This is a genomic window from bacterium, from assembly GCA_016716565.1.
GTDB lineage: Bacteria > Bacteroidota > Ignavibacteria > Ignavibacteriales > Ignavibacteriaceae > IGN2.
This window is the reverse complement of record JADJWC010000001.1, coordinates 259,931-284,409: the sequence shown is the minus strand read 5'-3', so window position 1 is coordinate 284,409 and position 24,479 is coordinate 259,931. Positions and strand designations below refer to the sequence as shown.

Genomic DNA, 24,479 nt, shown 5'->3' with positions numbered 1-24,479 from the left:
AATGCCTTTATCCTCTATTAGCCTGAGAAATATTAGAAAGCACACCGAAACCAAAATTGAATTTTCTGATAAACTTAACTACATAGTTGGTGGAAACGGTGTTGGTAAAACAACAATTCTGGAAGCAATTCATTATTTGTGTACGACGAAAAGCTGTGTTACATCATCTGACTCAGAATCCGTAAGATTAGGAGAGCCCGGATTTTTAATAGAGGGCCACTTTACCGGTATTACAGAAGATAAGACCAGAGTATCTTTTTCTATAGGCGAGAACAAAAAAAATTATATGTTGAACGAAAAGCAAATTAATAAATTTTCAGATGTCATTGGAAAATTTCCCGTGGTTTTGCTCTCTCCTGTAGATCATTTTATAACACAAGGATATTCTGCCGATAGAAGAAAGTTTGTTGACTCTGTTATTTCGCAATCAAGTCGAACGTATCTAAACCTGCTGATTGAGTATAATAGAACACTTAAACAACGCGCTTTTCTTTTAAATAGAATTAGAGAAGGAAGCAAGAATGATTTTGAGGAACTTAACGCCTGGAACGAAAACCTCATATCAACCGGTATTGAAATTATTAAGCACAGGGCAGAGTTTGTTAAAGATTTTGAATCGTACGTGAAATCATCATATAAGAAAATTCTTCCCGGAAAAGAAGAACCGGAAATTCAATATTTTTATCTTGATGGAAAATATACCGAGATAGAACAAAGATATTTTTCAGATTTGCTGGCACAAAGAAGAGATGAAGAATTACGCAGGGGCATGAACCTTGTTGGTCCGCACAAAGACGATTTCATTTTTACCATTAATGGAATCAGTCTCAGAAGCTATGGATCACAAGGCCAGCATAAAACATTTCAAACGATATTAAGATTTGCCGAATATTTTTACTTAAAAAAGAAAACAGGAAAATCCCCCCTGTTTCTCCTCGATGATGTTTTCGGAGAGTTAGATGCGGAACGGGCTGCAAAAATAAGTAGATATCTGGAAGATGTCGGGCAGGCGTTTATAACCTTAACAGACTTCGGAAATTTTTCTTTTTTGAAAATGGGAACGGGCAGCAAAATTATTAAACTGTCTGAAACTGGAAGCGTTTCTTATGCGTAGTGGATTCAGAAGTTTAAAAGATGTTTTTATGAAGGAAAGATCACTCGCAAATGTTCGGGAGATAGTTCATTCTTCAGATGTGATTGTACATTTCTTTGAAATTTTTCCAAATTTGGAAAAGATTGCCGTTCCATTATCTTGCGAAAAAAAAATCCTGAAATTAAAAATAGAAAATCCAGCATGGAGAAACGAGCTAAAGTTCAAGGAAAGCGAAATAGTAGAAAGCATTAATAAACATTTTAAAGAACAAAGAGTAATTCAAATAAGATTTATCGGATAATATATGACCAAAGCAAGCAAGCAAGTTGAATACAGCGCTAAAAACATAAATGTTCTCAAGGGTCTCGAAGCCGTTCGAAAAAGACCCGCAATGTATATCGGTGATGTCAGCAGCCGCGGACTTCATCATCTCGTGAACGAAGTTGTTGATAATAGTATTGATGAAGCATTGGCAGGATACTGTGATATGATCGAAGTTACAATAAATAAAGACGGATCAGCGTCTGTTACCGATAACGGAAGAGGAATTCCTGTTGATATGCACCCGGTTGAAAAACGGTCAGCACTGGAAGTTGTAATGACGGTTCTTCATGCCGGCGGCAAATTTGATAAAAGCTCATACAAAGTATCGGGAGGGTTACACGGCGTTGGCGTTTCGGTTGTTAACGCTTTATCAGAATGGCTGAAAGTTGAAGTTATGAGAGATGGCAAAACATATTTTCAGGAATACAAAAGAGGAATTCCGGTTAAACCCGTAAAGGAAATTGGAAAAACTAAACGCGGGGAACGAGGAACAAAAACAACTTTCTTCCCGGATCCCGAAATATTTAAGGTAACAGAGTTTCGTTTTGATATTCTTGCAGAAAGAATGCGAGAGCTTGCGTATCTGAACAAGAACATCAGTATAAAAATTAAAGATGAGAGAAACGGGGGCGAAGAAGAAACGTTTCACTTTAAAGGCGGGCTGATAGAATTCGTTAAGTATCTTGACTCATCAAGACAGGCGCTTCATAAAACAGTGTATATCGAGGGAGAAAAGGACAACACACCGGTCGAAATAGCTTTTCAATATACCGACGGATACTCGGAAAACATTTTCTCTTATGTCAACAATATCAACACCCACGAAGGCGGAACGCACCTGGTTGGTTTTAAAACCGCACTTACAAGAACACTCAATAATTATGCTTATAAAAACGGACTAATAAAAGAAGGGAAGATTTCTTTAACAGGCGATGATTTCAGAGAAGGATTAACAGGGGTCATTTCAGTTAAAGTTGCTGAGCCGCAGTTTGAGGGGCAAACAAAAACAAAACTAGGAAACAGCGAAACAAAATCTGCAGTCGAAACACTGGTCGGGGAAAAACTCGCCGAGTTTTTAGAAGAAAATCCTCCCGTCGGAAGAAAAATTATTGAAAAGTGTATGCGTGCCGCAGAAGCTCGTGAAGCAGCAAGAAAAGCACGCGACCTTGCCAGAAGAAAAAATGCACTCGACAATATGAATCTACCCGGAAAGCTTGCCGATTGCAGCATAACTGATCCAGAGCATTGTGAAATTTATATCGTAGAAGGTGATTCCGCCGGTGGCTCCGCAAAACAAGGAAGAGACAGGAAGTTTCAGGCAATTCTTCCTTTGAGAGGAAAAATACTGAATGTTGAAAAAGCAAAGCTGAACAAGATTCTCGAGAATAATGAAATTAGAGCGATCATCTCTGCGGTAGGTGCTGGACTTGGTGCAGAGTTCGATCATTCGCAATCAAGATATGGAAAAATAATTTTAATGACCGATGCCGACGTTGATGGAAGTCATATCAGAACGCTTCTTCTAACTTTCCTTTACAGACACATGAAAGAGCTTATAACGTCCGGAAAGGTATATATTGCTCAACCTCCGCTTTATAAAATTAAAAAAGGAAAAGAAGAATTTTATGCTTACGACGAGAAAGAAAGAGACCAAATTCTAAAAAGACTAAAAATAAACGGTAAAGAAAAAAAGGAAGTCGAGGAGAAAGAAGCGGAATCAGAAGAAACGACAGAGGAAAAAGAAATAAAAGGCGTTGTGATTTCACGTTATAAAGGTCTCGGAGAAATGAATCCGGAACAGCTATGGGAAACAACAATGAATCCGGAAACAAGAACAATTCTCCAGGTTACACTTGAAAGCGCCGCAAATGCAGATAAAATTTTTGAAACCCTTATGGGCGACGAGGTAGAACCAAGAAAAGAGTTCATTGAAAAGCACGCGAAGTATGCAAATCTTGATATTTAAAAATGAAACAGACAAAGAAGAAGAAAACACATATTCTGATTGTTGAAGATGATGATCCAGAGAAAGAACTTGAGTTTGAAATCGCTTTTCAGCTAAGTCTAACGGTTTCGCAGCGGTACAAAAGATTAATGGAACTGATCAAGCAAAATCAAAATCTCTTAAATTCAAATGAACGTAAAAAAGCTCCTTCAATTATTAGCAGAACATAAAGTAAAATTCATTGTAATTGGAGCTTGGGCATTCCCAGCATATGGATATACAAGAAACACCATTGACATCGATATTTTCTTTGAACCTACTAGAGCAAATGTAAGCCGCATAGTTAAGGCACTTGCTGAATTTGGATATGATGGCATTGAGGAGCTATCGAAGGTAGAGCTTTTAAATAAAAAAACACTCTTCAGACAATATATTATGGATACTGATATTCACCCGTTCGTTAAGGGGGTTTCATTTGAAGAACTATGGAAATCAAAAAAAAGGGTCGAGATAGAAAAAATAAAGGTTTATGTTCCTTCACTTGAACATTTAATAAAAATGAAAAAGGCTGCCGGACGAAAAAAAGACTTGGCGGATCTAGAATTCCTGAAAGAAATCAGAAAGCAAATAAAAAAGAAGAAATAAAATTTTATGGCAACAATTTTTGAAAAGATAGTACCAAGAACCCTAGAAGAGGAGATGAAATCCTCTTATATAGATTATGCAATGTCCGTAATTGTCGCACGAGCATTGCCGGACGTGAGAGATGGGTTGAAACCTGTTCACAGAAGAGTTCTTTATGGAATGCATGAGCTCGGAATGTTCCATAACAAACCATATAAAAAATCCGCAAGGATCGTCGGAGAAGTTCTTGGTAAATATCATCCTCATGGTGATACGGCGGTTTATGATACGATGGTGAGAATGGTTCAGGATTTTTCTTTGCGTTATCCTCTTGTAGATGGACAAGGAAATTTTGGCTCTGTCGATGGCGACTCACCCGCAGCAATGAGATACACCGAAGCTCGGCTTGCGAGAATTTCTGAAGAAATGTATCGGGATCTTGACAAAAACACTGTCGATTTCGTACCGAACTTTGATGATTCTCTGCAAGAACCAACAGTGCTGCCGTCATATCTACCAAACTTATTAATAAACGGATCAAGCGGAATAGCTGTTGGAATGGCCACAAACATTCCACCTCACAATCTTGGTGAAGTTGTTGAGGGCCTGATAAATCTAATAAAGAACCCAAACATAACCATAGAAAAGCTGATGAAGAACATCATCGCTCCCGATTTTCCAACGGGCGGGATTATATACGGTTATGCTGGAGTTAAAGAAGCTTTCATGACCGGAAGAGGACGACTGATTGTTCGCGCAAAAGCAAACATTGAAACTCAAAAGAACGGTCGTGAACATATTATAATTACAGAGCTTCCTTATCAGGTCAACAAAGCAAATCTGATTGAGAAGATGGCCGAGCTCGTTCGTGCCGGAAAACTTGATGACATAAGTAATATCCGTGATGAATCAGACAGAGATGGACTGCGTGTTGTAATCGAATTAAAGAAGGATGCTCAGCCGCCGATAGTTCTTAACCAGCTTTTTGTTCACACGCAAATGCAGACAACATTTGGTGTAATAATGCTGGCGCTTGTTAAAGGCGTTCCGAAAGTTCTTAATCTTAAAGAGATGCTTCAGCATTTTCTCGAACACAGAATGGATGTGCTGATCCGCAGAACAAAGTTTGAACTTGATGCCGCAGAAAAAAGAGCACACATACTAGAAGGATATATAATTGCTCTCGATAACATAGATGCGGTTATTCAAACGATTAAAAAATCAAAAGATGTTGAGACCGCAAAACAAAACCTGATGAAGAAGTTCAAGCTTAGCGAGATTCAGGCAAAAGCTATTCTTGACATGCGGTTACAACGTTTAACGGGTCTTGAAAGACAAAAGATAGAAGACGAATACAAAGAGACAATAAAGCTGATTGAAAAACTAAAAGGAATTCTAAAGAGCGAAGAACGTAGAAATATTATTATTACCGAAGAACTTCTCGAGTTGAAGAAAAAATATGCAGACGCAAGAAGAACAGAAATAGTATATGACTACGAAGACTTTTCGCTTGAAGATATAATTGCAGAGGAAGACGTAGTTGTTACAATTTCTCACAGCGGATTCATCAAGCGATTCCCTGTCAGCGGATACAGAAAACAAGGACGTGGTGGAAAGGGTGTTACAGGCGCAGGCACAAAAGAAGATGACTTCATTGAACACATGTTCATTGCGTCAACACATCAATATATTCTTTTCTTTACTGACCAAGGGCGTGTTTACTGGCTCAAGGTTCATGAAATTCCCGAAGGCGGCAGGGCTGCTCGAGGCAGATCTATTCTGAATATTCTTCAAAAAGAAAAAGAAGAAATGATAACAGCATTTGTTGCTGTTAAAGAATTCAACGATGATAAGTTTTTAATAATGGCAACGGAGCAAGGAACAGTAAAGAAAACAGTGCTCTCCGCATACGGAAATGTTCGCAAAGGCGGAATCAACGCAATCAACTTAAAGAAGAATGACAGACTTATCGAAGTCAAGATGACAGACGGAACAAACGACATAATGATAGGAACACGAAATGGATTTGCTGTTCGTTTCCACGAAAAAGATGCTCGTGATATGGGCAGAACAGCTACCGGCGTAAGAGGCGTTCGTTTAGGCAAGGGCGACAAAGCGGTTGGATTATTGGTAATCAAGCGTCAGGGAATGAGTGTTCTAGTTGTAACAGAAAAAGGATTCGGCAAACGATCTGACGTAAATGATTATAGATTGACACATCGCGGCGGGAAGGGAGTTATTACTGTTAAAACCAGCGATAAGATTGGAAAAATGATAGCGATGATGGAGGCCAATGATAATGATGAGCTTGTTATTATCTCTACAAAAGGAATGGTTATCAGACAAAGCATGAAAGACATTCGCATCATGGGAAGAGCAACCCAGGGCGTAAGAGTAATCAGGCTTAAAGATGGAGATTCGATAGCAGACATCGCTAAAGTTGTACCCGAGGAAAATGGAGAAGAAGAGGAATAAAAAAGTAAAATATTTATTTAAAAGGGACCTGACCAAGTCCCTTTTTTATTAAATTGAACAAGTGAAAAACCCGGGGCACTATCAAATACATCTTAGAAACACAATGAAAAAATTATCCGCCATATTTCTTTTAATAATATTTACTGTTAATATATTTCCGCAGACAGTGGATCCCGGATTGGAGAGCATTAATAGTGATGATCTTTTACAAACAGTTAAGATTCTTACCTCTTCAGAATTTGATGGTCGTCTTCCCGGAAGCGAAGGTTATGATAAAGCAGCTGCGTTTGTATCTGAAAAGTTTGAGCAGATCGGGCTCATACCCGCGGGTGATGAAAATTATTTCCAGTATTTAGATGTTGAATACAACAGGATAGACTCGCCAGCAGTATTTAATGTTATTCTGAAAGAAGAAAAGATAAGTTATGAACACGGAAAAGATTTTGTATTGAGAGGGTTTTCGGGTTCGGGTGATTTTGCTTTGCCGGTGGCGTTCTGCGGTTATGGAATATCAAGACCCGATATTGGATATGATGATTATGCAGGCATTGATGTTAAAGATAAAACCGTAATGGTCTTTAAACAGAATCCTTCATGGAAAATTGATGGCGATGTCTGGGGGCAGGAATATCCGAGAGAAAAATCGATAGTTGCAAAAAAGCACGGTGCCAGAGGAATCTTATTTGTCTCCCGCCCGAATGATGATAACCCACAACCTCTCATTGGAAGTGTTATGCATGGCGAAGGAGAGCAACCGAAAGATTTTCCGCAGCTACATATCTCCATCGAAGCATCGAATAAACTGCTAGAAGGCAGCCCATATTCTCTCTCCGATTGCCAAACCAAAATTGACAACAATAAATCACCAAATTCTTTTCTTACTAATAATAAAGCAGAAGTTCTGGTAAAAGCCAGCTATAATAAGTACGCACACACGATGAATATTGCTGGAATGATAGGAGGAAACGACCACGAGCTAAAAGACGAGTATCTCATAATAGGAGCGCACCTCGATCACGTGGGCTCGCAAGCCGGGCTGTTATTTCCCGGGGCAAATGATAATGCATCGGGCTCTGCTGCGGTTATTGAATTAGCAAAAGCTTTTCAGAAAAGCGAAACCAAACCAAGAAGAAGCATAATATTTGTTCTCTTTGCCAGTGAGGAGCAAGGACTTTTTGGTTCAAAACATTTTGCTGAAAATTTGAATATTGATTCTAATAAAATAGTAGCAATGATAAATCTTGACTGTGTCGGATATGGTGACAGTATACAGATAGGCAATGGGAAAAGCGCACCGGAATTATGGAGAATTGTAAACGAAATAGACGAATTTAATTCAAACTTAATGGTAAATGATACCCGGAAAGGCGGAGGTGCTGACTTAACAGCATTTCACGAAAAAGGAATCCCGGGGTTGTACTTCGTTTCAAAATACAGCTATGATCATCTGCATCTCCCAACAGACACACCGGAAACACTTAATCCCGTTTTGTTTGAAAGCATAGTTAAACTCGCCTACCTTTCTGCCAGAAACATTGTTGATGGAAATTATAAAAGAGAAAAAGTAATTAATTAAAGGGGTCGATAATGTTTAAAGACTATTTTATTCATCTGTTCAAATACAATGATTGGGCAACACAGCATTGTGCCGAATCAGTTATGAAACTAAAGAAAAAGAATATCCGGGCAGAGGAATTACTATCTCACATCATTTCAGCCCAAGAGGTCTGGCTAAGCAGAGTTCTGGGGAAAGATATAATTACCGATCCCTGGAAAAGACTGACCGAGACAGAATGGATTTCTAAATCGACACCGCTGACAGCGGAGTGGATAAATTTTCTTGAAGGATTACACGAAATTGATTTTGAAAAAAGAGCGGAGTACACGAACACAAAAGGAGAACAATTTTCTAATACGATAAAAGATATTTTAATCCACGTAATTAATCATTCAACTTACCACCGGGCGCAGATTGCAATGTTAGTCAGGCATGCAGGAGGAGAACCTGCCAAGACAGATTATATCTTTTACCAAAGGCTATTTCAGAAATAATCTCTAGCTCCTCGCCAACAGTTTACCGCTTGGCGCAGAGGGTGATTTTTAGCACCAAAGTTCAACAGAATGACAAGTGTTCAATTGCATCCGCCAGCCTTTTTGCAAATATCTTGTTAGCCACAGTTTGGTCAAAAGGAAAATTCCCCACTTTTTTTATTTATTTTCAATTGAATAGTACCAAAGTTGAAACTTTTTTTACCAGTATCTTCTGTTAAACTGAATGTTAGTTTTTCAACTTTAGATATGTTTAAATTATTGTTTACCACATAAGAAATTGTTGGCTCGCTACTCTTAGTGAACGCATTTTTCTTTTTCTGGTATCCTGCAAGCTGCAGAACAGGAATGAGATCCTGTAATTCTTTTTCCGTAATTGCCAGTTCGATTGAGATGATTCTTTCAAACAGTTTATTCTTATTTATAGAATCCTGCGACAAAAACTGCTCCATGCTAACTTCTACCGAATCACCAAAACCCCATTCCCGATAAGTCTCGACTGAGTATGAACTCAACATCGGTATAAGATTATTGGTCTGCTTTTTACTAAGACGGTCGTGATGATTATAGACAATTTCTGTTAATGTAAAACCTGGACCTTCAAAATCATAGCTAACAATCGAATCAGTCGCAACCTTTCGCCACTGTTCTTCTAATAGCTTTCCCTGCCCAGGTCGTCTTGTTTGAAAAATTAGATAAGCGGTACCTTGTTGGGTGGCAAAATAGCCTCTGTTGGGGTTGAAATGAATGAAGTTGCTTTGTCCATAAAGGTAATAACTAAGCACCAAAGGGGAAACCAGCATGGTGTCATAGACACAACTAGCAAGTTCACTTTGTATAAAGTCGTTTGCAGCCAATTTTTCAAATGATGCTGAATCAACGATTATTTCAATGTGGCTAAAGTCAGACTTTATACTTTGAGCCGAACTGAAAGAACTCGTCAACAAAAGAAGAGTAACAAGGATTGATTTTAGAAGTCTCCGCATCACTGTTGGTTTAATGTCTACTAACATAAGTCTTTATGCAATACTGTGTATAATCTTCGTTAAAAACTACTTTTACTTCGTAATAATTATTTAAAGTTTTCCTAAACTTTCTTTGTGCGCCGCAATAGTCTTATCTAAATCCTCTTTGCTATGTGCAGTCGAAACAAACAGAGCTTCAAATTGTGCGGGCGCAAGATAAATTCCCCGTTCCAGCATCTCGTGAAAATATTTTCCGTAAAGATTCGTATCAGAACTTACAGCAGATTTAAAATCATCAACTGGTTGTTCCGTGAAAAACATACACATCATCGAACCAACACGATTCATCGCATAATTCTTCCCAACAGAATTCAGGTTTTCTTTAAATCCATTTTCAAGATAAGAAGATTTTTCCTCAAGCTCTTTGTAAATGCCGGGATTTTCTTTGATATGTTTTAATGCAGCGTAACCGGCAGACATAGCAAGAGGGTTTCCACTTAATGTTCCCGCCTGGTAAACAGGACCACTTGGCGCAATCTTTTCCATTATTTCTCTTTTCCCACCGAAAGCCCCGACAGGCAGGCCTCCGCCAATAATTTTTCCAAATGTTGAAAGGTCTGGCTTTATACCAAGTACTTCTTGCGCCCCGCCGGAAGCGACGCGGAACCCGGTCATCACTTCATCAAAAATCAAAACTATTTTTTCTTCATCACAAATTGAACGAAGCTCTTTTAAAAAATCGTCTTTTCCTTTTACAACCCCCATATTCCCGGCAATTGGTTCAATAATTATTGCGGCAATTTCATTTTTGTTTGCTGAGACAAGTTTCTTAACTGAGTTGATATCATTGTAACCCGCAAGCAAAGTATCCGCAGCATTTCCTTTTGTAACTCCGGGAGAAGTGGGAATCCCGAGTGTCAGAGCTCCTGATCCGGCCTTAATTAAAAAGTAGTCTGCGTGTCCATGATAGCACCCTTCAAACTTTATGAATTTTTCTCTTCCGGTGTAACCACGCGCAGCACGAATAGCGCTCATTGTTGCTTCGGTTCCACTGTTCACCATTCGTACCATTTCAATTGAAGGAACTAAATCAGTTATTAGTTTAGCCATTTCTACTTCCATTGAAGTCGGCGCTCCGAAACCAGTTCCATCTTCAATTGCTGATTTCAAGGCATCAATAATGAAGGGTGGGTTGTGTCCAAACAGATGCGGTCCCCAGCTTCCGATGTAATCTATAAACTCGTTTCCATCGACGTCCCAAAATTTTGAACCGATCCCCTTTTTAATGAACAGCGGGTCTCCGCCGACTGATTTAAAAGCTCGCACCGGAGAATTAACTCCTCCGGGAATATATTTTTTAGCTTCTTCAAAAAGTTTTTTACTTATCTCGGTTTTCATAGTCATGCCAATTTATTTTATTGTGATTTATTTCCAATGCTTTTGATTTCTTGTAATGGGGCTGCCTCATCGAAGAGAAGCATGTAATCTTTATCTCTCCCCCTCCTCCACCAATCTTCCGGAACAGCTTTCCAGGTGCTGATTATTTCAGGAGTAATTACTTTTTTTTCTTCTATCCAGTTAATTATTGAGTGACGGAACTCTTTGTCGGTTGAAGAAACAATTCTTTCTTTTAAATCTTCCTGTGGAATGCCTGCGCCCCTTGTTAAATGTCCGCCGCCGCCACTGCCCCGGTAAGAATTTATTGCAACCAGATAAGAGGAATCAGAATAAAACAATCTCCCATCAGAGAATGAACTTATTATTATCCGTTCTCCAGCAGGTTTCGAAACATCCACAAAATAATTTATTCCTGCTGCGGAAGAGTAGTTGTAAAATCTTTCTTCGGTTTCCGGAGTTCCGTATCGCGAAGAATATTTGATGTTTCCGTCATTGTCTTTTTTAAATAGAAGAAGGTGGTTGTTCTCGTCTTTCATTTCGTTAAACCAGTTTCCGTAAGAGAACTCGAGATAGTTTTTAATTTCTTCGCCGGTTAGACTCATCGTGTAAAGATAATTTTCGTAGTGATATAGTTTGAAGATATCTTTCACATAAATCCAGCCGGAATCAATTTCGGCATTAAAAGACAAAGGAGACGTAAAAGAAATATCAGCATTCGTAATATCTAATTGAATGTTGTGAATTAAATCGACAAACGTTGACGGACCAAACAACGATTCTTTGGAAGAAATCTTACTCTTTAGTTGACCAATCGGTCTGTTCACATAATTTTTTACTACGTTCAGATCATACAGAAACATACTCATGAAATGATCATCAGGCTTGTAGTTTTTTGTTTCGACGATTTTGCCCGAGATACTCTTTTTATTCCATTTTGATAAAGAGCTATCGAATTCCAGCTGAATATTAGCAACAGCAATAGTTCTCGCTCTTGAAAGAGGCCCAAGAATCAGCACGCTGTCGCCATCTTCATTTACTATTTTGAAATTCCAGCCGGCGTGATCATGACCTACAAAAACAACGTCAAAGCCCGGGACCCTCTCGGCTACGAGCCGAGAAGCATTTTCATTTTTATAGGTATCTTCGTTTTCACCGCTATAAGTATAATCAACACCCGCATGAAATAATCCCACGAGAAGATCAGGATTTTCTTTCGCTTTTATTATTTCAACCCACTTCTCAGCAGACTCGATCATATCTTCGAACTCTATTCCTGACCAAAGTTTTTCAGGAAGCCAGCCTGTTACACCGGGCGTTGTAAGCCCGAGCACAGCGATGCGAATACCACTTCTCTCAATAATCGTATAAGGTTCAAAGTATGGCTCACCGCTATTAATATTAATTGCATTCGCCGCCAGCCACGGCAGTTTAATTTCGTATCTGAAATTGTCGTAGACATCGTGACCTGCTTCTATATCATGATTTCCAATTGTTGCCGCATCATAACCCATAAAGTTTAGCGCTTCGGCAAACGCATTACTTCCGGTTGTGTTTACAAAGTTGTAGTAATAAGAAAGAGGGTCTCCCTGTATTAAATCACCGTTATCAAGTAGAATCACTTCCTGGTTTTTTTTATTCCTTTGAGATACCACGTAAGTGTGAACCTGTGCAAGTGAGCTTGTGGTTGAGGTATCATAAATTAAATCAAAAGGAACCAAAGCACCATGCACATCGCTTGTTTCAATAATTTTAATGTTGACTTTTTGAGCCGATGCGTAGCCATGCAAAATTAAAGATGCTGATACGGTTAGAAGTAAATATAAACTTGGTTTTAATCTCATATGAAAAATTCAATTTAGAAAAAAATTTGCCGGGAAAGTTAATAATTTTTACTTTTTTGAGGAATGATATTTTGTGCAGGCAGAATCTTTAAAGAAATTTTACCCAATCAACGATTCTTTTAGCCCCTTCCAACATGTGAGAACAATATAAATTAATAAAGTCTTCGGGCAGCGGATCTTCGGGAGAAATAGTTTCTGCAGCAGCCAGCGCCCTTGAACCATCAAAATCTACATAAGCTAAACGGGCAGTAAATTCTTCTGCTGGTCTGCCAAAAACATTTCCGGGCAGAAGCGCGGCTCCGGTTTCCTCAAGCAGCTTTGTTGTCAGTTCCATGCTTGTTCGGATACTCTTTGCCCTGAGTTTGTCAGCGTAATTTTTGAAATTTGGGAAAAGGTAAAACGCACCTTCGGGAAGCGGACATTCAATCCCCGAATCTGATAACAAGCCGTGAATTTTAATGCCGAGCGCTTTTAAAATCTTTCTTGCATTCCACAGGTATCTTTCAATTTCCATTCCGCCCTTGAAAGCTTTTACCGCGGCGTATTGTATAGGTGCGCTTGTAGCAGTGAACGTTTCGCTTGCAACTGTTGCCATAGCATTTGATAAGGCAGAAAGTGATTTCGGGAAAGTAAATGTTCCCAGTCTCCAGCCACCGGCTCCGCACCACTTGCTTAATCCACCGGAAATTATAGTTCCTTCGGGATAAAATCTTGCGATGGAAGTGTGAGTTCCGTTAAAATTAAGTTCGCCGTAAATTTCGTCGGAGAGAATAATCACGCGGTATTTCTTTGCAACAGAAGCAATTTCTTCCAGCTCTTCCCAACTGTAAGTAACGCCGGTTGGGTTGGAGGGATAGTTCATTATTATCAAACGAGGTCTTGATGGATCTTCTTCACAAATCCTCTGAATGTCTTCCGGTCTCAACAGCCATCTGTACGATTCTTTTTTATCGACCCAAACAGTCTGACGTCCGATAATTTTTGCCTGCGGCGCATATGAAACCCAGCTTGGTGTGGGAATTAGTATTTCACCATAATAAACAAACTGTAAAATAAACATTAGCTCTTTGGAACCGGGACCTATTAAAACATCATCAGCACTGCAGTGCAGATCGTTCCTCCTCGAATGATAATCAGCGACTGCCTCTCTTAAAGGCAGTAATCCCTTAACCTGAAGATAGTCTTTCTGAAAAGCATTAACACGGAGCTCTTCGACGATAATTTTTGGAACCGGAAAAGGTGATTGTCCCAGCCCAAACTTGTAAACTTTTTTACCCTGCTGCTTAAGCTTGTTGGACAGTTCATTGATGTGAAGCGTTGCCGATAACGGCATACCTCGCACATTCAGGTTGAGGCTGAGATCAAAAGAAGAGTTATTGTTATTCTGCATAAAATTATTCGAAGTCTACCTCAACTTCATCAGGTTTCAGGATTTTGTCAAGCTCATCTGTAAAGAAAAATTTATCTTCTTCAAAAGCAGGTTTCAAATCGGTATACCATGTTGCTTTGTCATCAAATTTTGCAAAAAAAGATTTTGCAACCCAATCAGGACCCCTTCCCTGAATAAAGCGCAATGTAAAAACCTTTTCATCACCAATTTCATTTACTCCAAGAATCTGCATCTTGCCGGGCAAACATGACATACTTGGTCCGCGCACAGTTCTGCAAATTCCGCTCACTGATTGATAAGCTTCTCTGAACAATTTCCAGACGTCCACCAGCGGAAGTGAAAAATAATGATCAGCCCCGGTATTCCTGGCAACAAACATATAATAAGGAATGCATCCGAGCGCAACTTGCTTCTGCCACATTTCCGCCCAGACAGCGGGAGAATCATTAATATGTTTTAATACTGGAGACTGTGTTCTTATTACGGCTCCTGTTTCCAGAATTCGGTCAACTGCTTGTTTAACTGCCGGATGTTTCAGCTCAACAGGGTGATTGAAATGCGCCATAAATGCAAGATGCTTACCAGCCTTTTTCACATCGCTGAAAAGCCGTAATAAATCATCAGCATCATCGTCTGTAAGGAAACGGAAAGGCCAGTAAGCAAGTGCTTTTGTTCCTATTCGGATGTGGCGAAGATTTTCTACGTTACTTTCTAGTAGCGGGCGGATGTAAGTTTCAAGAATTTTGGTTTTCATGATTAGCGGATCGCCGCCGGTAAAAAGAACATCAGTTACATCCTCATTGTGAGAAATATATTCTGTGAGATGTTCCGCCTGCTTTGAGGCAAATTTTAATTCGTCCATCCCAACAAACTGAGGCCATCTGAAACAAAACGTACAGTAAGCATGACATGTTTGCCCCTGTCCGGGAAAAAACAGAACAGTTTCTCTGTACTTATGCTGCATCCCAAATATTTTCTCTCCATTAATTTGCGGTACGTTATGATCCAGCTGTCCTGCAGGATGCGGATTGAGCTCGAGCCTGATTTGGTTAGCCGCTTCCTTTATCTCGCTTTTTGATGCGCCATTCGATACAACGCTCTTTATTTTATTGTAATGATGCTCGCGAAGCATGTTTTTACGCGGGAATGTCAATGTATAAATCGGATCCTCCGGAACATTATTCCAATCAATAAGATTTTCAACGACATAATTGTTGGTTTTGAATGGCAGGACCGACCCGACAACGTCTATTGCCTCTATTAAATCTTCGGGAAGATTTGCAACCTGCGGAATAGTTTTATAATTGTGCAGCATATAAGATTTGTAAGTCATGTTCACCTCGGTTTTTTATTAATTCTTGTGGTAACTACAGTCGCTTCAGAAAATCACAGATGACAAAACCAATTTAAAATAATCTGGCTTTTTTTCAAGGCAATAGACAAATAAAAATCATTTTTCTGCGTTTTTAGCTTCCCAGGAGATATTTTATTGGGGCGAAGAATCTTCGGAGAAAAGGGTTATCTGGTAGCTATACTGCTGTAAGCAGATTTGAAAAAATTGTAAAGCAAATCGTCTCCGTTGCTAGATTTACTCACTTCTGAATAAGGTAGAATCAATTTTGAATTACACTTGACAACAAAATCGGAGGGTTCGTGAGCAAGAACATTTTTCAGCTCTCGTTTATCGGGGAAAGATTGAATAAAAAAATGCGCTTCCGGAAAAAGTCCATCGCCGGTTGAAAACCCAAAATCGATTTCCTCGATTGTACTGCTCTGAAAGAAATCTTTACAATACCATGTTAAAGAAACCACCAATGTATCAACGTGAAGTTGAATAGGACTCGAATCCCCGGGAAGCTGCGATTTGATTTGTTTGAAAATTCTATTTGTTGATTTCAAAGCTCGCCAGTATGCTTTAACATGATCTTTGTCGAACTTGCCCCGCGTTCCTTCAAGAAAACTTGGCCTATCAAGCGGAGGTTTAATTCCAATATCAGTCAACAAGCTGCAGGTTTCATCGCAAAGGGCGTTTAATGATTGACCGGTCAATGCGATATGCAGGGGTTCGCGGTAGTTAGATTCTATGCATAACCTGGTGCGGTTCATCTCTATAATCACTTCAAAAGTTTGTCCTGCGGATCTTTCGCCTCGTGGAAGAGCTGATGTTGTTATTCCTTTTCTACAAAGAAGTAAATTTGTGTGAAGAGCGTTTGACAATGGCTCGGATAAAACCTCCCGGATTGCACCAACCAAACGGCAATATTTATGAATGCGGTCACGTGTTTCTTCCCATGAACTCAAAATTAATGGCGGAAATTTTATTGGTTCCATATTTGGGATAATAATTATTACAGACTGATATATTCTCGCAGAAACTTAAGCGTAAATAACCCAAGAGTCAAACTTAGCATAGTCCAAAAAACATTTATTAATAACTTAAAGACTTATTAAATTTCAGATTGAAACTTATACTTATGATCCACAATTAACTTATGAAATTAAAAACAGCGGTTCTACTTATAAACTTGGGCACGCCCGATAGTCCTTCTGTGAGCGATGTAAGAAAATATCTTTTTGAATTTTTAAATGATCCGCGCGTGATTGATATTCCAGCACTTGCAAGATTTCTGCTTGTAAATTTGATTATCGTTCCGTTCCGTGCACCGAAATCTGCAAAAGTTTATCATGAACTTTGGACACACATTGGATTGCCAAATGGAATTAAGGGCTCACCGATTCTTTATTACGGCAAGTCAGTTCAGGAAAAATTGCAGAAGGCACTTGAGAACGAATTTGATGTTCATCTTGCAATGAGATACAAAAACCCATCTATTGATGATGTCCTTGCGGAGATATATAGAAAAAATTATGAGAAGATGGTCGTCATTCCCCTCTTTCCGCAATACGCATCCGCAACAACAGGTTCTGTGATTGATAAAGTAATGAAGATTATTAGCAAGTGGTGGGTAATTCCCGAAGTGAGTTTCATCAGCCAGTTTTATGATAATGAAGGGTACATCAATACGGTTGTTGAGCAATCGAAAAAATATAATCTTGTTGAATATGATCACGTTCTTTTCAGTTATCACGGATTGCCGGTCAGACAGGTTGATAAAGTTTACAAGGATGGAACTCTCTGCGAAGAGCATAGTTGTGAAACGGAAATTAATGAAACAAATAAGTTTTGCTACAAAGCTACCTGTTATGCAACAACAAGACTCATTGCACAAAAGCTGAATCTTCCAAAAGAAAAGTATACTGTTTGTTTTCAGTCGCGGCTGGATAAAAAATGGCTTGAACCATTCGCTGATAAAACAATAATTGAACAGGCCAAGAAAGGCGCAAAGAAATTGTTAGTTTTCAGCCCGGCATTTGTTGCAGATTGTCTTGAAACATTAATCGAGATAGGTGTTGAGTATCAGAAATTATTCGAAGAGCATGGCGGCAAAAAAGTTCAGCTTGTTGAAAGTCTGAACGATCACCCAATGTGGATTGAAACTTTAAAGGAAATGGTTCTTAACAACGAATGACATTCACGGAAAAAATATTTAACGCAGGAGTTGTTGGTGCTGGCGGTGCGGGATTTCCATCTCACGTTAAAACAAAATCAAAAATTGAATTTGTGCTTGCAAATGGAGCCGAGTGCGAACCTCTCATTCACAAAGATTATGAGTTGATGCTTCATTTTCCGAAAGAAATTTCCCGCGGACTGGAACTGCTTATTGAAACCACCTCGGCAAAAAAAGGATACTTCGGGATCAAAGAAAAAAATACAAAAGCAATTTCAGCAATTAACAAATATCTCAATGGAAAAACGGAATTAACAAAGCTAGGTGATTTTTATCCTTCCGGAGACGAATTTGAGTTGGTGTATGCTGCAACAGGCAGACTAATTCCGCCGGCAGGCATTCCATTGGATATTGGCTGCGTTGTCAACAATGTCGAAACACTTTACAACATATCTCTTGCCGAAAAAGATATTCCCGTTACAAAGAAATTTATTTGTGTTGCTGGTGCCGTAAGAAAACCATCTTCCTTTTTTGTTCCGGTGGGAACGAGCTTTAAAGATGTAATTGAGTTTGTTGAAGGAGCAAAGGTAAAAGAGTTTGGAGTTTTTGTTGGCGGTGTGATGATGGGACATCTTACTTTCGATTTAAACGAAGTCATCACAAAAACAACAGCCGGAATTATTGTTCTTCCAACCGATCATTATTTAATAAAAAGAAAAAACCAACCCGAACAAAACTGGCACCGCATTGGAAAATCAGCTTGTGACCAATGTAGCTACTGTACAGAATTTTGTCCAAGATATTTACTCGGCTACCAGGTTGAGCCGCATAAAGTTATGCGTTCACTCGGATTCACAAAAACCGGCTCATCAGTTTGGAATCAAATGGCTGAGCTTTGCTGTTCCTGCGGATTGTGTACGCTGTATGCCTGTCCCGAAGATCTTTATCCGAAAGAAGCCTGCGATAAAGCTAAAGTTGAAATGAGAGCAGAAGGAATAACATTCGTTCAGCAGAAACCGGTTAAAGTTCATCCGATTAAAGATGGAAGAAGAGTTCCGCTTTCACAATTAATTATGAAACTTAAATTACATGATTATGATGTTGAAGCGCCGTTCAATCCGAACGAGATAAAAGTAAATAGTGTTAGAATTCCTCTCCAGCAGCATATTGGCAAACCAGCACAAGCTGTCGTGAAAAAAGGAGAATTGGTAAAAACCGGACAATTGATCGGTAAAGTACCCGAAGGTGAATTGGGAGCTAATATTCACTCATCAATAACCGGAAAAGTTAAAGAAGTGACCCCAACAAGTATTTCTATTGAGTCATAAAGGAGTTTAAATGATCACAAAAAATTCAATCGGATTAATTGAAATGGGAAGTATTGCTTCCGGAATTCAGGCTGCTGATATAATGCTTAAAACTTCCGAAGTAGAATTAATGATCTCAAGAACAATTTGCTCGGGAAAATATATGACACTCATTGCAGGAGATGTAGCTGCCGTTACTTCTGCTGTTGATAATGCAGTTAACACGATTGGATTTGGAGTGATTGATCAATTTGTAATTCCAAATGTTCATCCGACAATTTTCCCTGCGATAGTTGGTCACAACAACGTTCAGATGCTCGAATCACTCGGAATAGTTGAATCTTATTCGGTTGCCTCGCTTATTGAGGCTGCAGACGCAGCAGTGAAGGCCGCAAAAGTTCAACTCGTTGAACTGCGGCTTGCAATGGCTCTTGGCGGGAAAGCCTTTTTCAGTGTCACCGGAGATGTTGCAGCCGTTACGAGTGCTGTTGATGCCGGGGCAAGAGTTGTTTCAGAAAAAGGGTTGCTTGTGAACAAAGTGATCATTGCCAATCCTCGGCAAGAGCTTCTTTCAGAAATGATCTGAATAATTTCTTTCAGGCAAAAATTTTTATTGGTTAATTTTTCATAATATTTCCACGCTCATCACAATTGCTATTGACAATTAATTTTAAAATGCTATTTTATAAGTGAGAATATTTTAATAACTGATATTTCCCGAAACCCCTTCTGAATCTTACTGTCTGTTCTTTTAATTAACGATGCTATTGATTAGTTACGGAGGTTTGCATGATAAAAAACAGAAAATACCAATGCGAAGAATGCGGATACTATTGGGAGAATAATTCTGTCGGTCAGTTTCCCCAAAACTGTCCTGTTTGTTCCAGCAGCAGGATACACAGATCAACCAGACACAAACGGTTTGCAAAAAAATCTCGCGTTAATGTGAGAAGAGCCTATATTACTCGTATGGGCTGATGTAAATATTTGAAAACCAAATTAAGGAGGGAATAATGAAAATAGCAATAGAATCGAATGATGGTCAGACCATCAAATCGCCGTTCATTCCAACAAGAGGTTATGTTGTATATGATGTGAAAGATTCAGGTATTGTTGGAACCGAATACAGAGAGAGCAATTCAAAGGAGATAAAATCCTTCGGTCAGAAAGCCAGCGCTCCAACCTATATTAGTTCCCTGCTGAACGATTGCTCAACAATAATTTCCAGAGGAATGGACAGAGGAAGCCTTGATGTTCTAAAGCAGGGAGGAAAAGATGTATTTATTACATTTAAGACTTCCGCAAAGGATGCAGTAAGATTATATATGAGAGAACAATTTATCAATAATAAGTTTGCTCATTAACTCAGCCAAGATCAAGTTGCCCAACACCTAAGCTTATTTAAGAAAATTTTGTTCGAGGGGAATTAATGTACCCTAACGAATTTTCCAACCGCTTGAAAAGCGCCTAAAATACTTTAACTTTCGACACAACAATTTACTTATCTAATAACTTTCAAAGAGATATGTTATAATGAGCTCAAATGGACGGCCAGCCTGGGATGAATATTTCCTAAAACTTGCAATGCTTGCTTCTGAAAGAGCAACTTGCCCGAGAATGCACTGTGGATGTGTTCTTGTAAAGGATAGATTTGTGCTTGCAACCGGGTACAACGGTTCGCTTCCGGGTCAGCCGCACTGTGATGATGTTGGATGTCTCGTCGTTGAAAACCATTGTGTGCGGACCAACCATGCAGAGATAAACGCACTTGTACAGGCAACAACTCATGGTATAAATATAAAAGGAGCCACAGCATATATAACCAACATGTCCTGCACTACCTGTGCAAAAGCTCTTATAGCAGCAGGCATTAAACGAGTCGTGGTCTTTTCAGATTATCACGATACTCTTGCCACAAAATTCTTTAATGATGCAGGAGTAGAAATAGCAAAGGTTGCAATGCCCGATAAGCTTATCAAGTACGATCTAGAAAATTATTCTTCTGCAAAGAAAACCGAAAAATCTAAATAGAAAAGCTTGAAAAGCACAAGAGCATTCCGCTATCTCCAGCTTCTACTCGCTATAATTTTTTGGGGAACCTCGTTTGTAGCCACAAAAGTATTGCTTGAAGAAATTAAGCCGGTCACCATAATCATCCTTCGGCTGATATTGGCGAGTATACTTCTAACAGCAATCGCCGTTTATTCAAGAAGATCATTTTCAATTAATCTTAAAAGTCACGGCTGGATTTTTATTCTTGCACTGGTTGCAGTCTTTCATCTATGGATTCAAGTTACCGGGCTTCAATTCACAACAGCATCGAACACCGGATGGATAATAGGCACAGCACCAATTTTTATGGCTGTTTTAGGATTTATGTTTTATCGGGAAAGAATTACCGTTCTTCAAATATCAGGAATCATTATTGCTCTTGCAGGTTTGTTGTTGCTGATCGGGAAGGGCGACATCACCAACATCAGCTTAATTCAAAATAAAGGTGACTTGCTTGTTCTTGGAAGTGCTTTTACATGGGGCGTTTATTCTATGGTCAATAAAAAAATTTCACTGACGTACTCGCCGCTCATGACAATTCTTTACTTGTTTTTGATGATGGCGATTATAATCATTCCATTTAATATGAATTCGGCAGTCATAAATTCGGTGATCAGTCTTTCTTTAACAGGCTGGGTATCAGTTTTATTCCTTGGTATTTTTTGTTCCGGAGTAGCGTATGTGATCTGGGCACAAGCTTTACGCGACATGGAGTCAGCAAAGGTTGGCGCTTTTCTTTATTTCGAACCGCTTGTTACAGTAATAGCAGCTTGGTTTTTACTTCATGAAGAAATTACATTATTAATGATATTCAGCGGATTACTAATTACTGCTGGCGTGTTCATAGTTAACAAAGAATAGTTGCCGATTAAGCGATTGATTTCTTTTAAGTTAAAAGATTTATAACTTGATATTATTATAAATATGTGACAGCAAAATCAAATGATCTTCAACGAAGAAAATAAAAAGCCACAAATAGAATACCCTTACAATTGGCCATACAAAATTATTGGGGAAAATATCGAACAGATGATAACCGCCGTTGAAGAAGTTGTTATTGATCTTGAGTACGAACTTACTCCTTCTAATATCAGTCGCAAAGGAAAAATATTTCAGCCTCAACGTAATTGTCACGGTCCCGTCAGAAATCGTGCGCGATTTGATTTTCCAAAAGTTATCCGGACATCCTTCAATTAAATTTGTTATGTGACCTTGTCGTGGAAGCTAACTGCCACACTCCCCCGCCAATAATTTTTAATTGCTGGAAACACCATGCGGGATTTATTGCCGAACAGATTAATTCTGTGAGACGGTTTGGCGATATCGAGAAGCTCAAAGGGTATTTGCTCAGAATAGGTGAATCACAGATGGATTTATATCTGGGAAAACACACCGTTGAAGAGATAGCCCAACAACTTCTGGAACAGCTTCATCAAAAAAGTATTAATTCATTGAAAGAATATAAAAACTGGCTTGGTAAAGGAAACAAAGATTATCAATTGATTAAGTTAAGAGACAATTCAATCTGGACTCTCCGTTTAAGCGAGTCCAGCAATAATTATGTTCACATTCACCCGGGAAGGTATTCTCCGCACACAGTACGAGTAAAAGCCGCAACACTGAAAACAGTAATTATGGTCATAGCTCTTCACAAACTAAATGCTGTTTCTACCATTGATACCGAATCCGTGAATGATGTAAGAAAAAAGTATTTGAACGAACCGCCGATTAAATCAATTTCAAAAGCATCAGGACTTGTAAGACTGCTCGCCCTTTTACAAAAAATTTTATAAGTAAAATTTCGCATTATGCAATTGTTGCCGATGCCGAAGCTTTCAAATCTTTGTTATTGGTATGTGATACTTATCAAGCTGAAATATTTGACAGCCTGCTAATATTGTCAAGGCATTATAAATATTTTTGAAATTATGCCGGCGTTTTGCACTCCTTTTATGGGAGTATTGATTAGTTTTACAGCTAACATTTTTCTTGATTAAAAACCATGAACCAAGTTATCATTTCATTCTATCTGTCCAATAAATTAAACCAATTATGAGCTGCCGATGAAAAAGGTTTTTTTATTAATCTCTATACTAATTCCGATATTTTTTAATACGACGAATGCTCAAACACGTGTTCTGACACTTGAAGAAGCTATCCAGATGGCGCTTGAAAACAATACGGAGATTAAAGTTTCCAGAATGAACTCTGATAAATCACGTGCCGCTGTTAGAGAAGCATTTGGCTATGCTCTGCCAAGCCTTGATGCATCAGCAAGTTTCTCACGGTTTCTGAAAAAACCCAAAATGCCATTTCCGGATTTCGAGGCGCTTCTTACAAACGCTACTTACAGTATTCTTTTTGATGAAAATGTGATACCCAGGGACAATAACAAATACGTTCCAGTCGAAACCAAATTGCAATCATTTGTTCAAACGAATAATTATGAAGCTTCTCTCACACTAACTCAGATTCTCTTTAACTCAGCAGTGTTCAGAGGGATAGGTGCGTCCCAGGTTTATTATGATTTATCGCTTTCTGAACTTCGTAATACGATCAGCAAAACAAAACTGAATGTTGAAAGAGCATTTTATGGCTCGCTGGTTACAAAAGAACTCTTGGAAATTACCCGTGCCAGTTATGAAAATGCACAGGAAAATCTTCGGAACGTGAATGCACTGCACAAGCAGGGATTTGTATCTGATTTTGATAAGATGCAGGCAGAAGTACGAACAGAAAACATTCGCCCGGTATTAATGCAGATGGAAAATATGTTGAAGACAACGCTAAATGATTTGAAGTTGGTTATCGGAGTTGATCAGTCGATGGATATCGATGTCAGCGGCAAGATTATTTATAATCCCGAAGATCTTCCAGCGGAAGAAGACATAATTGATTTTGCAATCGCTAATAATTATGGTTTGCAGACAATGAAATTAAAAATGGATCTGGACGAAGCGTTTATTGATTTGGACCTTTCTGAATACTGGCCTTCTCTTGCTGCTTTTGGAAATTTCTCTTATGCTGGTTCGTCGGACAATTGGAACTTCCAGAACTATAATGCTACGACAGTTGGGCTGAGTTTTTCTATGAACCTTTGGCGTGGGAATCAAACAAAAAACAGAGTTGAGCAGTCAACGATTACCTATAAACAAACCGCCGAACAATATGAATTAATGAAAGAGTACGTAATAAACCAGGTTAAAGCAAAATATCTGGAACTCAAGCGAGTTCAAAGTCTTGTCGAAGCGCAGGAACGGAACGTTACTCTTGCCGAGAAAGCATATGATTTGTCATCGGTAAGATATCAGGAAGGAACAGGCAGCCAGCTGGAAGTGCAGAATGCCGACGTTGAGCTAAGACAAGCCCGCATAAACAGGCTTCAGTCAGTGCAAAGTTATATAATAACCAAATTTGAACTTGAACAACTTATGGGCAAGCTGAACGAAGAATATATAGAACCATATATGCCAGAAGATTAAAAACAATTGACCTTATCAGGAGAAT

General features: G+C 38.9%; 24 protein-coding genes. 18 read left to right on the top strand and 6 right to left on the bottom strand.

The window, feature by feature from the left end:
• The first annotated feature begins 1 nt into the window (after position 1).
• The 8 genes from IPM14_01310 to IPM14_01275 all read left to right on the top strand — a co-directional run bounded on the left by IPM14_01310 (position 2) and on the right by IPM14_01275 (position 8,513).
• A complete protein-coding gene (locus IPM14_01310) occupies positions 2-1,114 on the top strand; it encodes a DNA replication/repair protein RecF (GenBank protein MBK9096760.1) in 1,113 nt (370 codons plus the stop codon).
• A complete protein-coding gene (locus tag IPM14_01305; protein ID MBK9096759.1) occupies positions 1,107-1,394 on the top strand; it encodes a DUF721 domain-containing protein in 288 nt (95 codons plus the stop codon). The genes IPM14_01310 and IPM14_01305 overlap by 8 nt, the downstream gene beginning before the upstream one ends.
• A 3-nt stretch (positions 1,395-1,397) precedes the next feature.
• Positions 1,398-3,383 (top strand): DNA topoisomerase (ATP-hydrolyzing) subunit B, encoded by a 1,986-nt coding sequence (gene gyrB / locus IPM14_01300; GenBank protein MBK9096758.1) that lies wholly within the window; start codon positions 1,398-1,400, stop codon positions 3,381-3,383.
• Between the two features lie 2 nt (positions 3,384-3,385).
• Positions 3,386-3,592, top strand: coding sequence for a hypothetical protein (locus IPM14_01295; protein MBK9096757.1), 207 nt, complete (start codon positions 3,386-3,388; stop codon positions 3,590-3,592).
• Entirely contained in the window at positions 3,552-4,007 is a 456-nt protein-coding gene (locus IPM14_01290) for a nucleotidyltransferase (GenBank protein ID MBK9096756.1), read from the top strand. The genes IPM14_01295 and IPM14_01290 overlap by 41 nt, the downstream gene beginning before the upstream one ends.
• 6 nt (positions 4,008-4,013) lie before the next feature.
• Complete coding sequence (gene gyrA, locus IPM14_01285; GenBank protein MBK9096755.1) at positions 4,014-6,461, top strand: DNA gyrase subunit A; 2,448 nt, start codon at positions 4,014-4,016, stop codon at positions 6,459-6,461.
• Between the two features lie 103 nt (positions 6,462-6,564).
• Positions 6,565-8,037 (top strand): M20/M25/M40 family metallo-hydrolase, encoded by a 1,473-nt coding sequence (locus IPM14_01280; GenBank protein MBK9096754.1) that lies wholly within the window; start codon positions 6,565-6,567, stop codon positions 8,035-8,037.
• An 11-nt stretch (positions 8,038-8,048) separates the two neighbouring features.
• Positions 8,049-8,513, top strand: a complete 465-nt coding sequence (locus IPM14_01275) for a DinB family protein (GenBank protein MBK9096753.1) — start codon at positions 8,049-8,051, stop codon at positions 8,511-8,513.
• Between the two features lie 131 nt (positions 8,514-8,644).
• On the opposite strand, the gene IPM14_01270 is transcribed toward IPM14_01275, so the two are convergent.
• The 6 genes from IPM14_01270 to IPM14_01245 form a co-directional block, all read right to left on the bottom strand.
• Complete coding sequence (locus tag IPM14_01270) at positions 8,645-9,523, bottom strand: hypothetical protein (GenBank protein MBK9096752.1); 879 nt, start codon at positions 9,521-9,523, stop codon at positions 8,645-8,647.
• A 63-nt stretch (positions 9,524-9,586) separates the two neighbouring features.
• Positions 9,587-10,879, bottom strand: a complete 1,293-nt coding sequence (hemL, locus tag IPM14_01265; protein ID MBK9096751.1) for a glutamate-1-semialdehyde 2,1-aminomutase — start codon at positions 10,877-10,879, stop codon at positions 9,587-9,589.
• Between the two features lie 11 nt (positions 10,880-10,890).
• Entirely contained in the window at positions 10,891-12,714 is a 1,824-nt protein-coding gene (locus IPM14_01260) for a bifunctional metallophosphatase/5'-nucleotidase (protein MBK9096750.1), read from the bottom strand.
• Between the two features lie 88 nt (positions 12,715-12,802).
• On the bottom strand, positions 12,803-14,104 hold the full coding sequence (locus IPM14_01255; protein ID MBK9096749.1) for an aminotransferase class I/II-fold pyridoxal phosphate-dependent enzyme: 1,302 nt from the start codon (positions 14,102-14,104) through the stop codon (positions 12,803-12,805).
• Positions 14,105-14,108: 4 nt separating this feature from the next.
• On the bottom strand, positions 14,109-15,437 hold the full coding sequence (locus tag IPM14_01250; GenBank protein ID MBK9096748.1) for a lysine 2,3-aminomutase: 1,329 nt from the start codon (positions 15,435-15,437) through the stop codon (positions 14,109-14,111).
• Between the two features lie 185 nt (positions 15,438-15,622).
• Complete coding sequence (locus IPM14_01245) at positions 15,623-16,435, bottom strand: hypothetical protein (GenBank protein MBK9096747.1); 813 nt, start codon at positions 16,433-16,435, stop codon at positions 15,623-15,625.
• A 161-nt stretch (positions 16,436-16,596) separates the two neighbouring features.
• On the opposite strand from IPM14_01245, the gene hemH reads away from it, so the two are divergent.
• The 10 genes from hemH (at position 16,597) to IPM14_01195 (ending at position 24,454) form a co-directional block, all read left to right on the top strand.
• Positions 16,597-17,634, top strand: a complete 1,038-nt coding sequence (hemH, locus tag IPM14_01240; protein ID MBK9096746.1) for a ferrochelatase — start codon at positions 16,597-16,599, stop codon at positions 17,632-17,634.
• Positions 17,631-18,941 (top strand): 4Fe-4S dicluster domain-containing protein, encoded by a 1,311-nt coding sequence (locus tag IPM14_01235; protein ID MBK9096745.1) that lies wholly within the window; start codon positions 17,631-17,633, stop codon positions 18,939-18,941. Before hemH ends, IPM14_01235 begins: the two co-directional genes overlap by 4 nt.
• Before the next feature lie 10 nt (positions 18,942-18,951).
• On the top strand, positions 18,952-19,506 hold the full coding sequence (locus tag IPM14_01230) for a BMC domain-containing protein (GenBank protein ID MBK9096744.1): 555 nt from the start codon (positions 18,952-18,954) through the stop codon (positions 19,504-19,506).
• A gap of 203 nt (positions 19,507-19,709) precedes the next feature.
• On the top strand, positions 19,710-19,898 hold the full coding sequence (locus IPM14_01225) for a hypothetical protein (protein ID MBK9096743.1): 189 nt from the start codon (positions 19,710-19,712) through the stop codon (positions 19,896-19,898).
• Between the two features lie 35 nt (positions 19,899-19,933).
• Positions 19,934-20,284, top strand: coding sequence for a hypothetical protein (locus tag IPM14_01220; protein MBK9096742.1), 351 nt, complete (start codon positions 19,934-19,936; stop codon positions 20,282-20,284).
• 169 nt (positions 20,285-20,453) lie between these two features.
• On the top strand, positions 20,454-20,951 hold the full coding sequence (locus tag IPM14_01215; GenBank protein ID MBK9096741.1) for a cytidine/deoxycytidylate deaminase family protein: 498 nt from the start codon (positions 20,454-20,456) through the stop codon (positions 20,949-20,951).
• A gap of 6 nt (positions 20,952-20,957) precedes the next feature.
• Positions 20,958-21,833: a DMT family transporter gene (locus tag IPM14_01210; GenBank protein MBK9096740.1), complete on the top strand. Its 876-nt coding sequence runs from the start codon at positions 20,958-20,960 to the stop codon at positions 21,831-21,833.
• Positions 21,834-21,914: 81 nt separating this feature from the next.
• Complete coding sequence (locus tag IPM14_01205; protein ID MBK9096739.1) at positions 21,915-22,169, top strand: DUF493 domain-containing protein; 255 nt, start codon at positions 21,915-21,917, stop codon at positions 22,167-22,169.
• A 20-nt stretch (positions 22,170-22,189) separates the two neighbouring features.
• Positions 22,190-22,765 (top strand): hypothetical protein, encoded by a 576-nt coding sequence (locus IPM14_01200; GenBank protein MBK9096738.1) that lies wholly within the window; start codon positions 22,190-22,192, stop codon positions 22,763-22,765.
• 270 nt (positions 22,766-23,035) lie between these two features.
• Positions 23,036-24,454: a TolC family protein gene (locus IPM14_01195; protein MBK9096737.1), complete on the top strand. Its 1,419-nt coding sequence runs from the start codon at positions 23,036-23,038 to the stop codon at positions 24,452-24,454.
• Positions 24,455-24,479: the final 25 nt, after the last annotated feature.

Bases quoted from the DNA above. Each gene is read 5' to 3' on its own strand.
- IPM14_01310 (MBK9096760.1), top strand. From the start codon at position 2: ATGCCTTTATCCTCTATTAGCCTGAGAAATATTAGAAAGCACACCGAA.
- IPM14_01305 (MBK9096759.1), top strand. From the start codon at position 1,107: ATGCGTAGTGGATTCAGAAGTTTAAAAGATGTTTTTATGAAGGAAAGA.
- gyrB (MBK9096758.1), top strand. From the start codon at position 1,398: ATGACCAAAGCAAGCAAGCAAGTTGAATACAGCGCTAAAAACATAAAT.
- IPM14_01295 (MBK9096757.1), top strand. From the start codon at position 3,386: ATGAAACAGACAAAGAAGAAGAAAACACATATTCTGATTGTTGAAGAT.
- IPM14_01290 (MBK9096756.1), top strand. From the start codon at position 3,552: ATGAACGTAAAAAAGCTCCTTCAATTATTAGCAGAACATAAAGTAAAA.
- gyrA (MBK9096755.1), top strand. From the start codon at position 4,014: ATGGCAACAATTTTTGAAAAGATAGTACCAAGAACCCTAGAAGAGGAG.
- IPM14_01280 (MBK9096754.1), top strand. From the start codon at position 6,565: ATGAAAAAATTATCCGCCATATTTCTTTTAATAATATTTACTGTTAAT.
- IPM14_01275 (MBK9096753.1), top strand. From the start codon at position 8,049: ATGTTTAAAGACTATTTTATTCATCTGTTCAAATACAATGATTGGGCA.
- IPM14_01270 (MBK9096752.1), bottom strand. From the start codon at position 9,523: ATGTTAGTAGACATTAAACCAACAGTGATGCGGAGACTTCTAAAATCA.
- hemL (MBK9096751.1), bottom strand. From the start codon at position 10,879: ATGACTATGAAAACCGAGATAAGTAAAAAACTTTTTGAAGAAGCTAAA.
- IPM14_01260 (MBK9096750.1), bottom strand. From the start codon at position 12,714: ATGAGATTAAAACCAAGTTTATATTTACTTCTAACCGTATCAGCATCT.
- IPM14_01255 (MBK9096749.1), bottom strand. From the start codon at position 14,104: ATGCAGAATAACAATAACTCTTCTTTTGATCTCAGCCTCAACCTGAAT.
- IPM14_01250 (MBK9096748.1), bottom strand. From the start codon at position 15,437: ATGACTTACAAATCTTATATGCTGCACAATTATAAAACTATTCCGCAG.
- IPM14_01245 (MBK9096747.1), bottom strand. From the start codon at position 16,435: ATGGAACCAATAAAATTTCCGCCATTAATTTTGAGTTCATGGGAAGAA.
- hemH (MBK9096746.1), top strand. From the start codon at position 16,597: ATGAAATTAAAAACAGCGGTTCTACTTATAAACTTGGGCACGCCCGAT.
- IPM14_01235 (MBK9096745.1), top strand. From the start codon at position 17,631: ATGACATTCACGGAAAAAATATTTAACGCAGGAGTTGTTGGTGCTGGC.
- IPM14_01230 (MBK9096744.1), top strand. From the start codon at position 18,952: ATGATCACAAAAAATTCAATCGGATTAATTGAAATGGGAAGTATTGCT.
- IPM14_01225 (MBK9096743.1), top strand. From the start codon at position 19,710: ATGATAAAAAACAGAAAATACCAATGCGAAGAATGCGGATACTATTGG.
- IPM14_01220 (MBK9096742.1), top strand. From the start codon at position 19,934: ATGAAAATAGCAATAGAATCGAATGATGGTCAGACCATCAAATCGCCG.
- IPM14_01215 (MBK9096741.1), top strand. From the start codon at position 20,454: ATGAGCTCAAATGGACGGCCAGCCTGGGATGAATATTTCCTAAAACTT.
- IPM14_01205 (MBK9096739.1), top strand. From the start codon at position 21,915: ATGATCTTCAACGAAGAAAATAAAAAGCCACAAATAGAATACCCTTAC.
- IPM14_01195 (MBK9096737.1), top strand. From the start codon at position 23,036: ATGAAAAAGGTTTTTTTATTAATCTCTATACTAATTCCGATATTTTTT.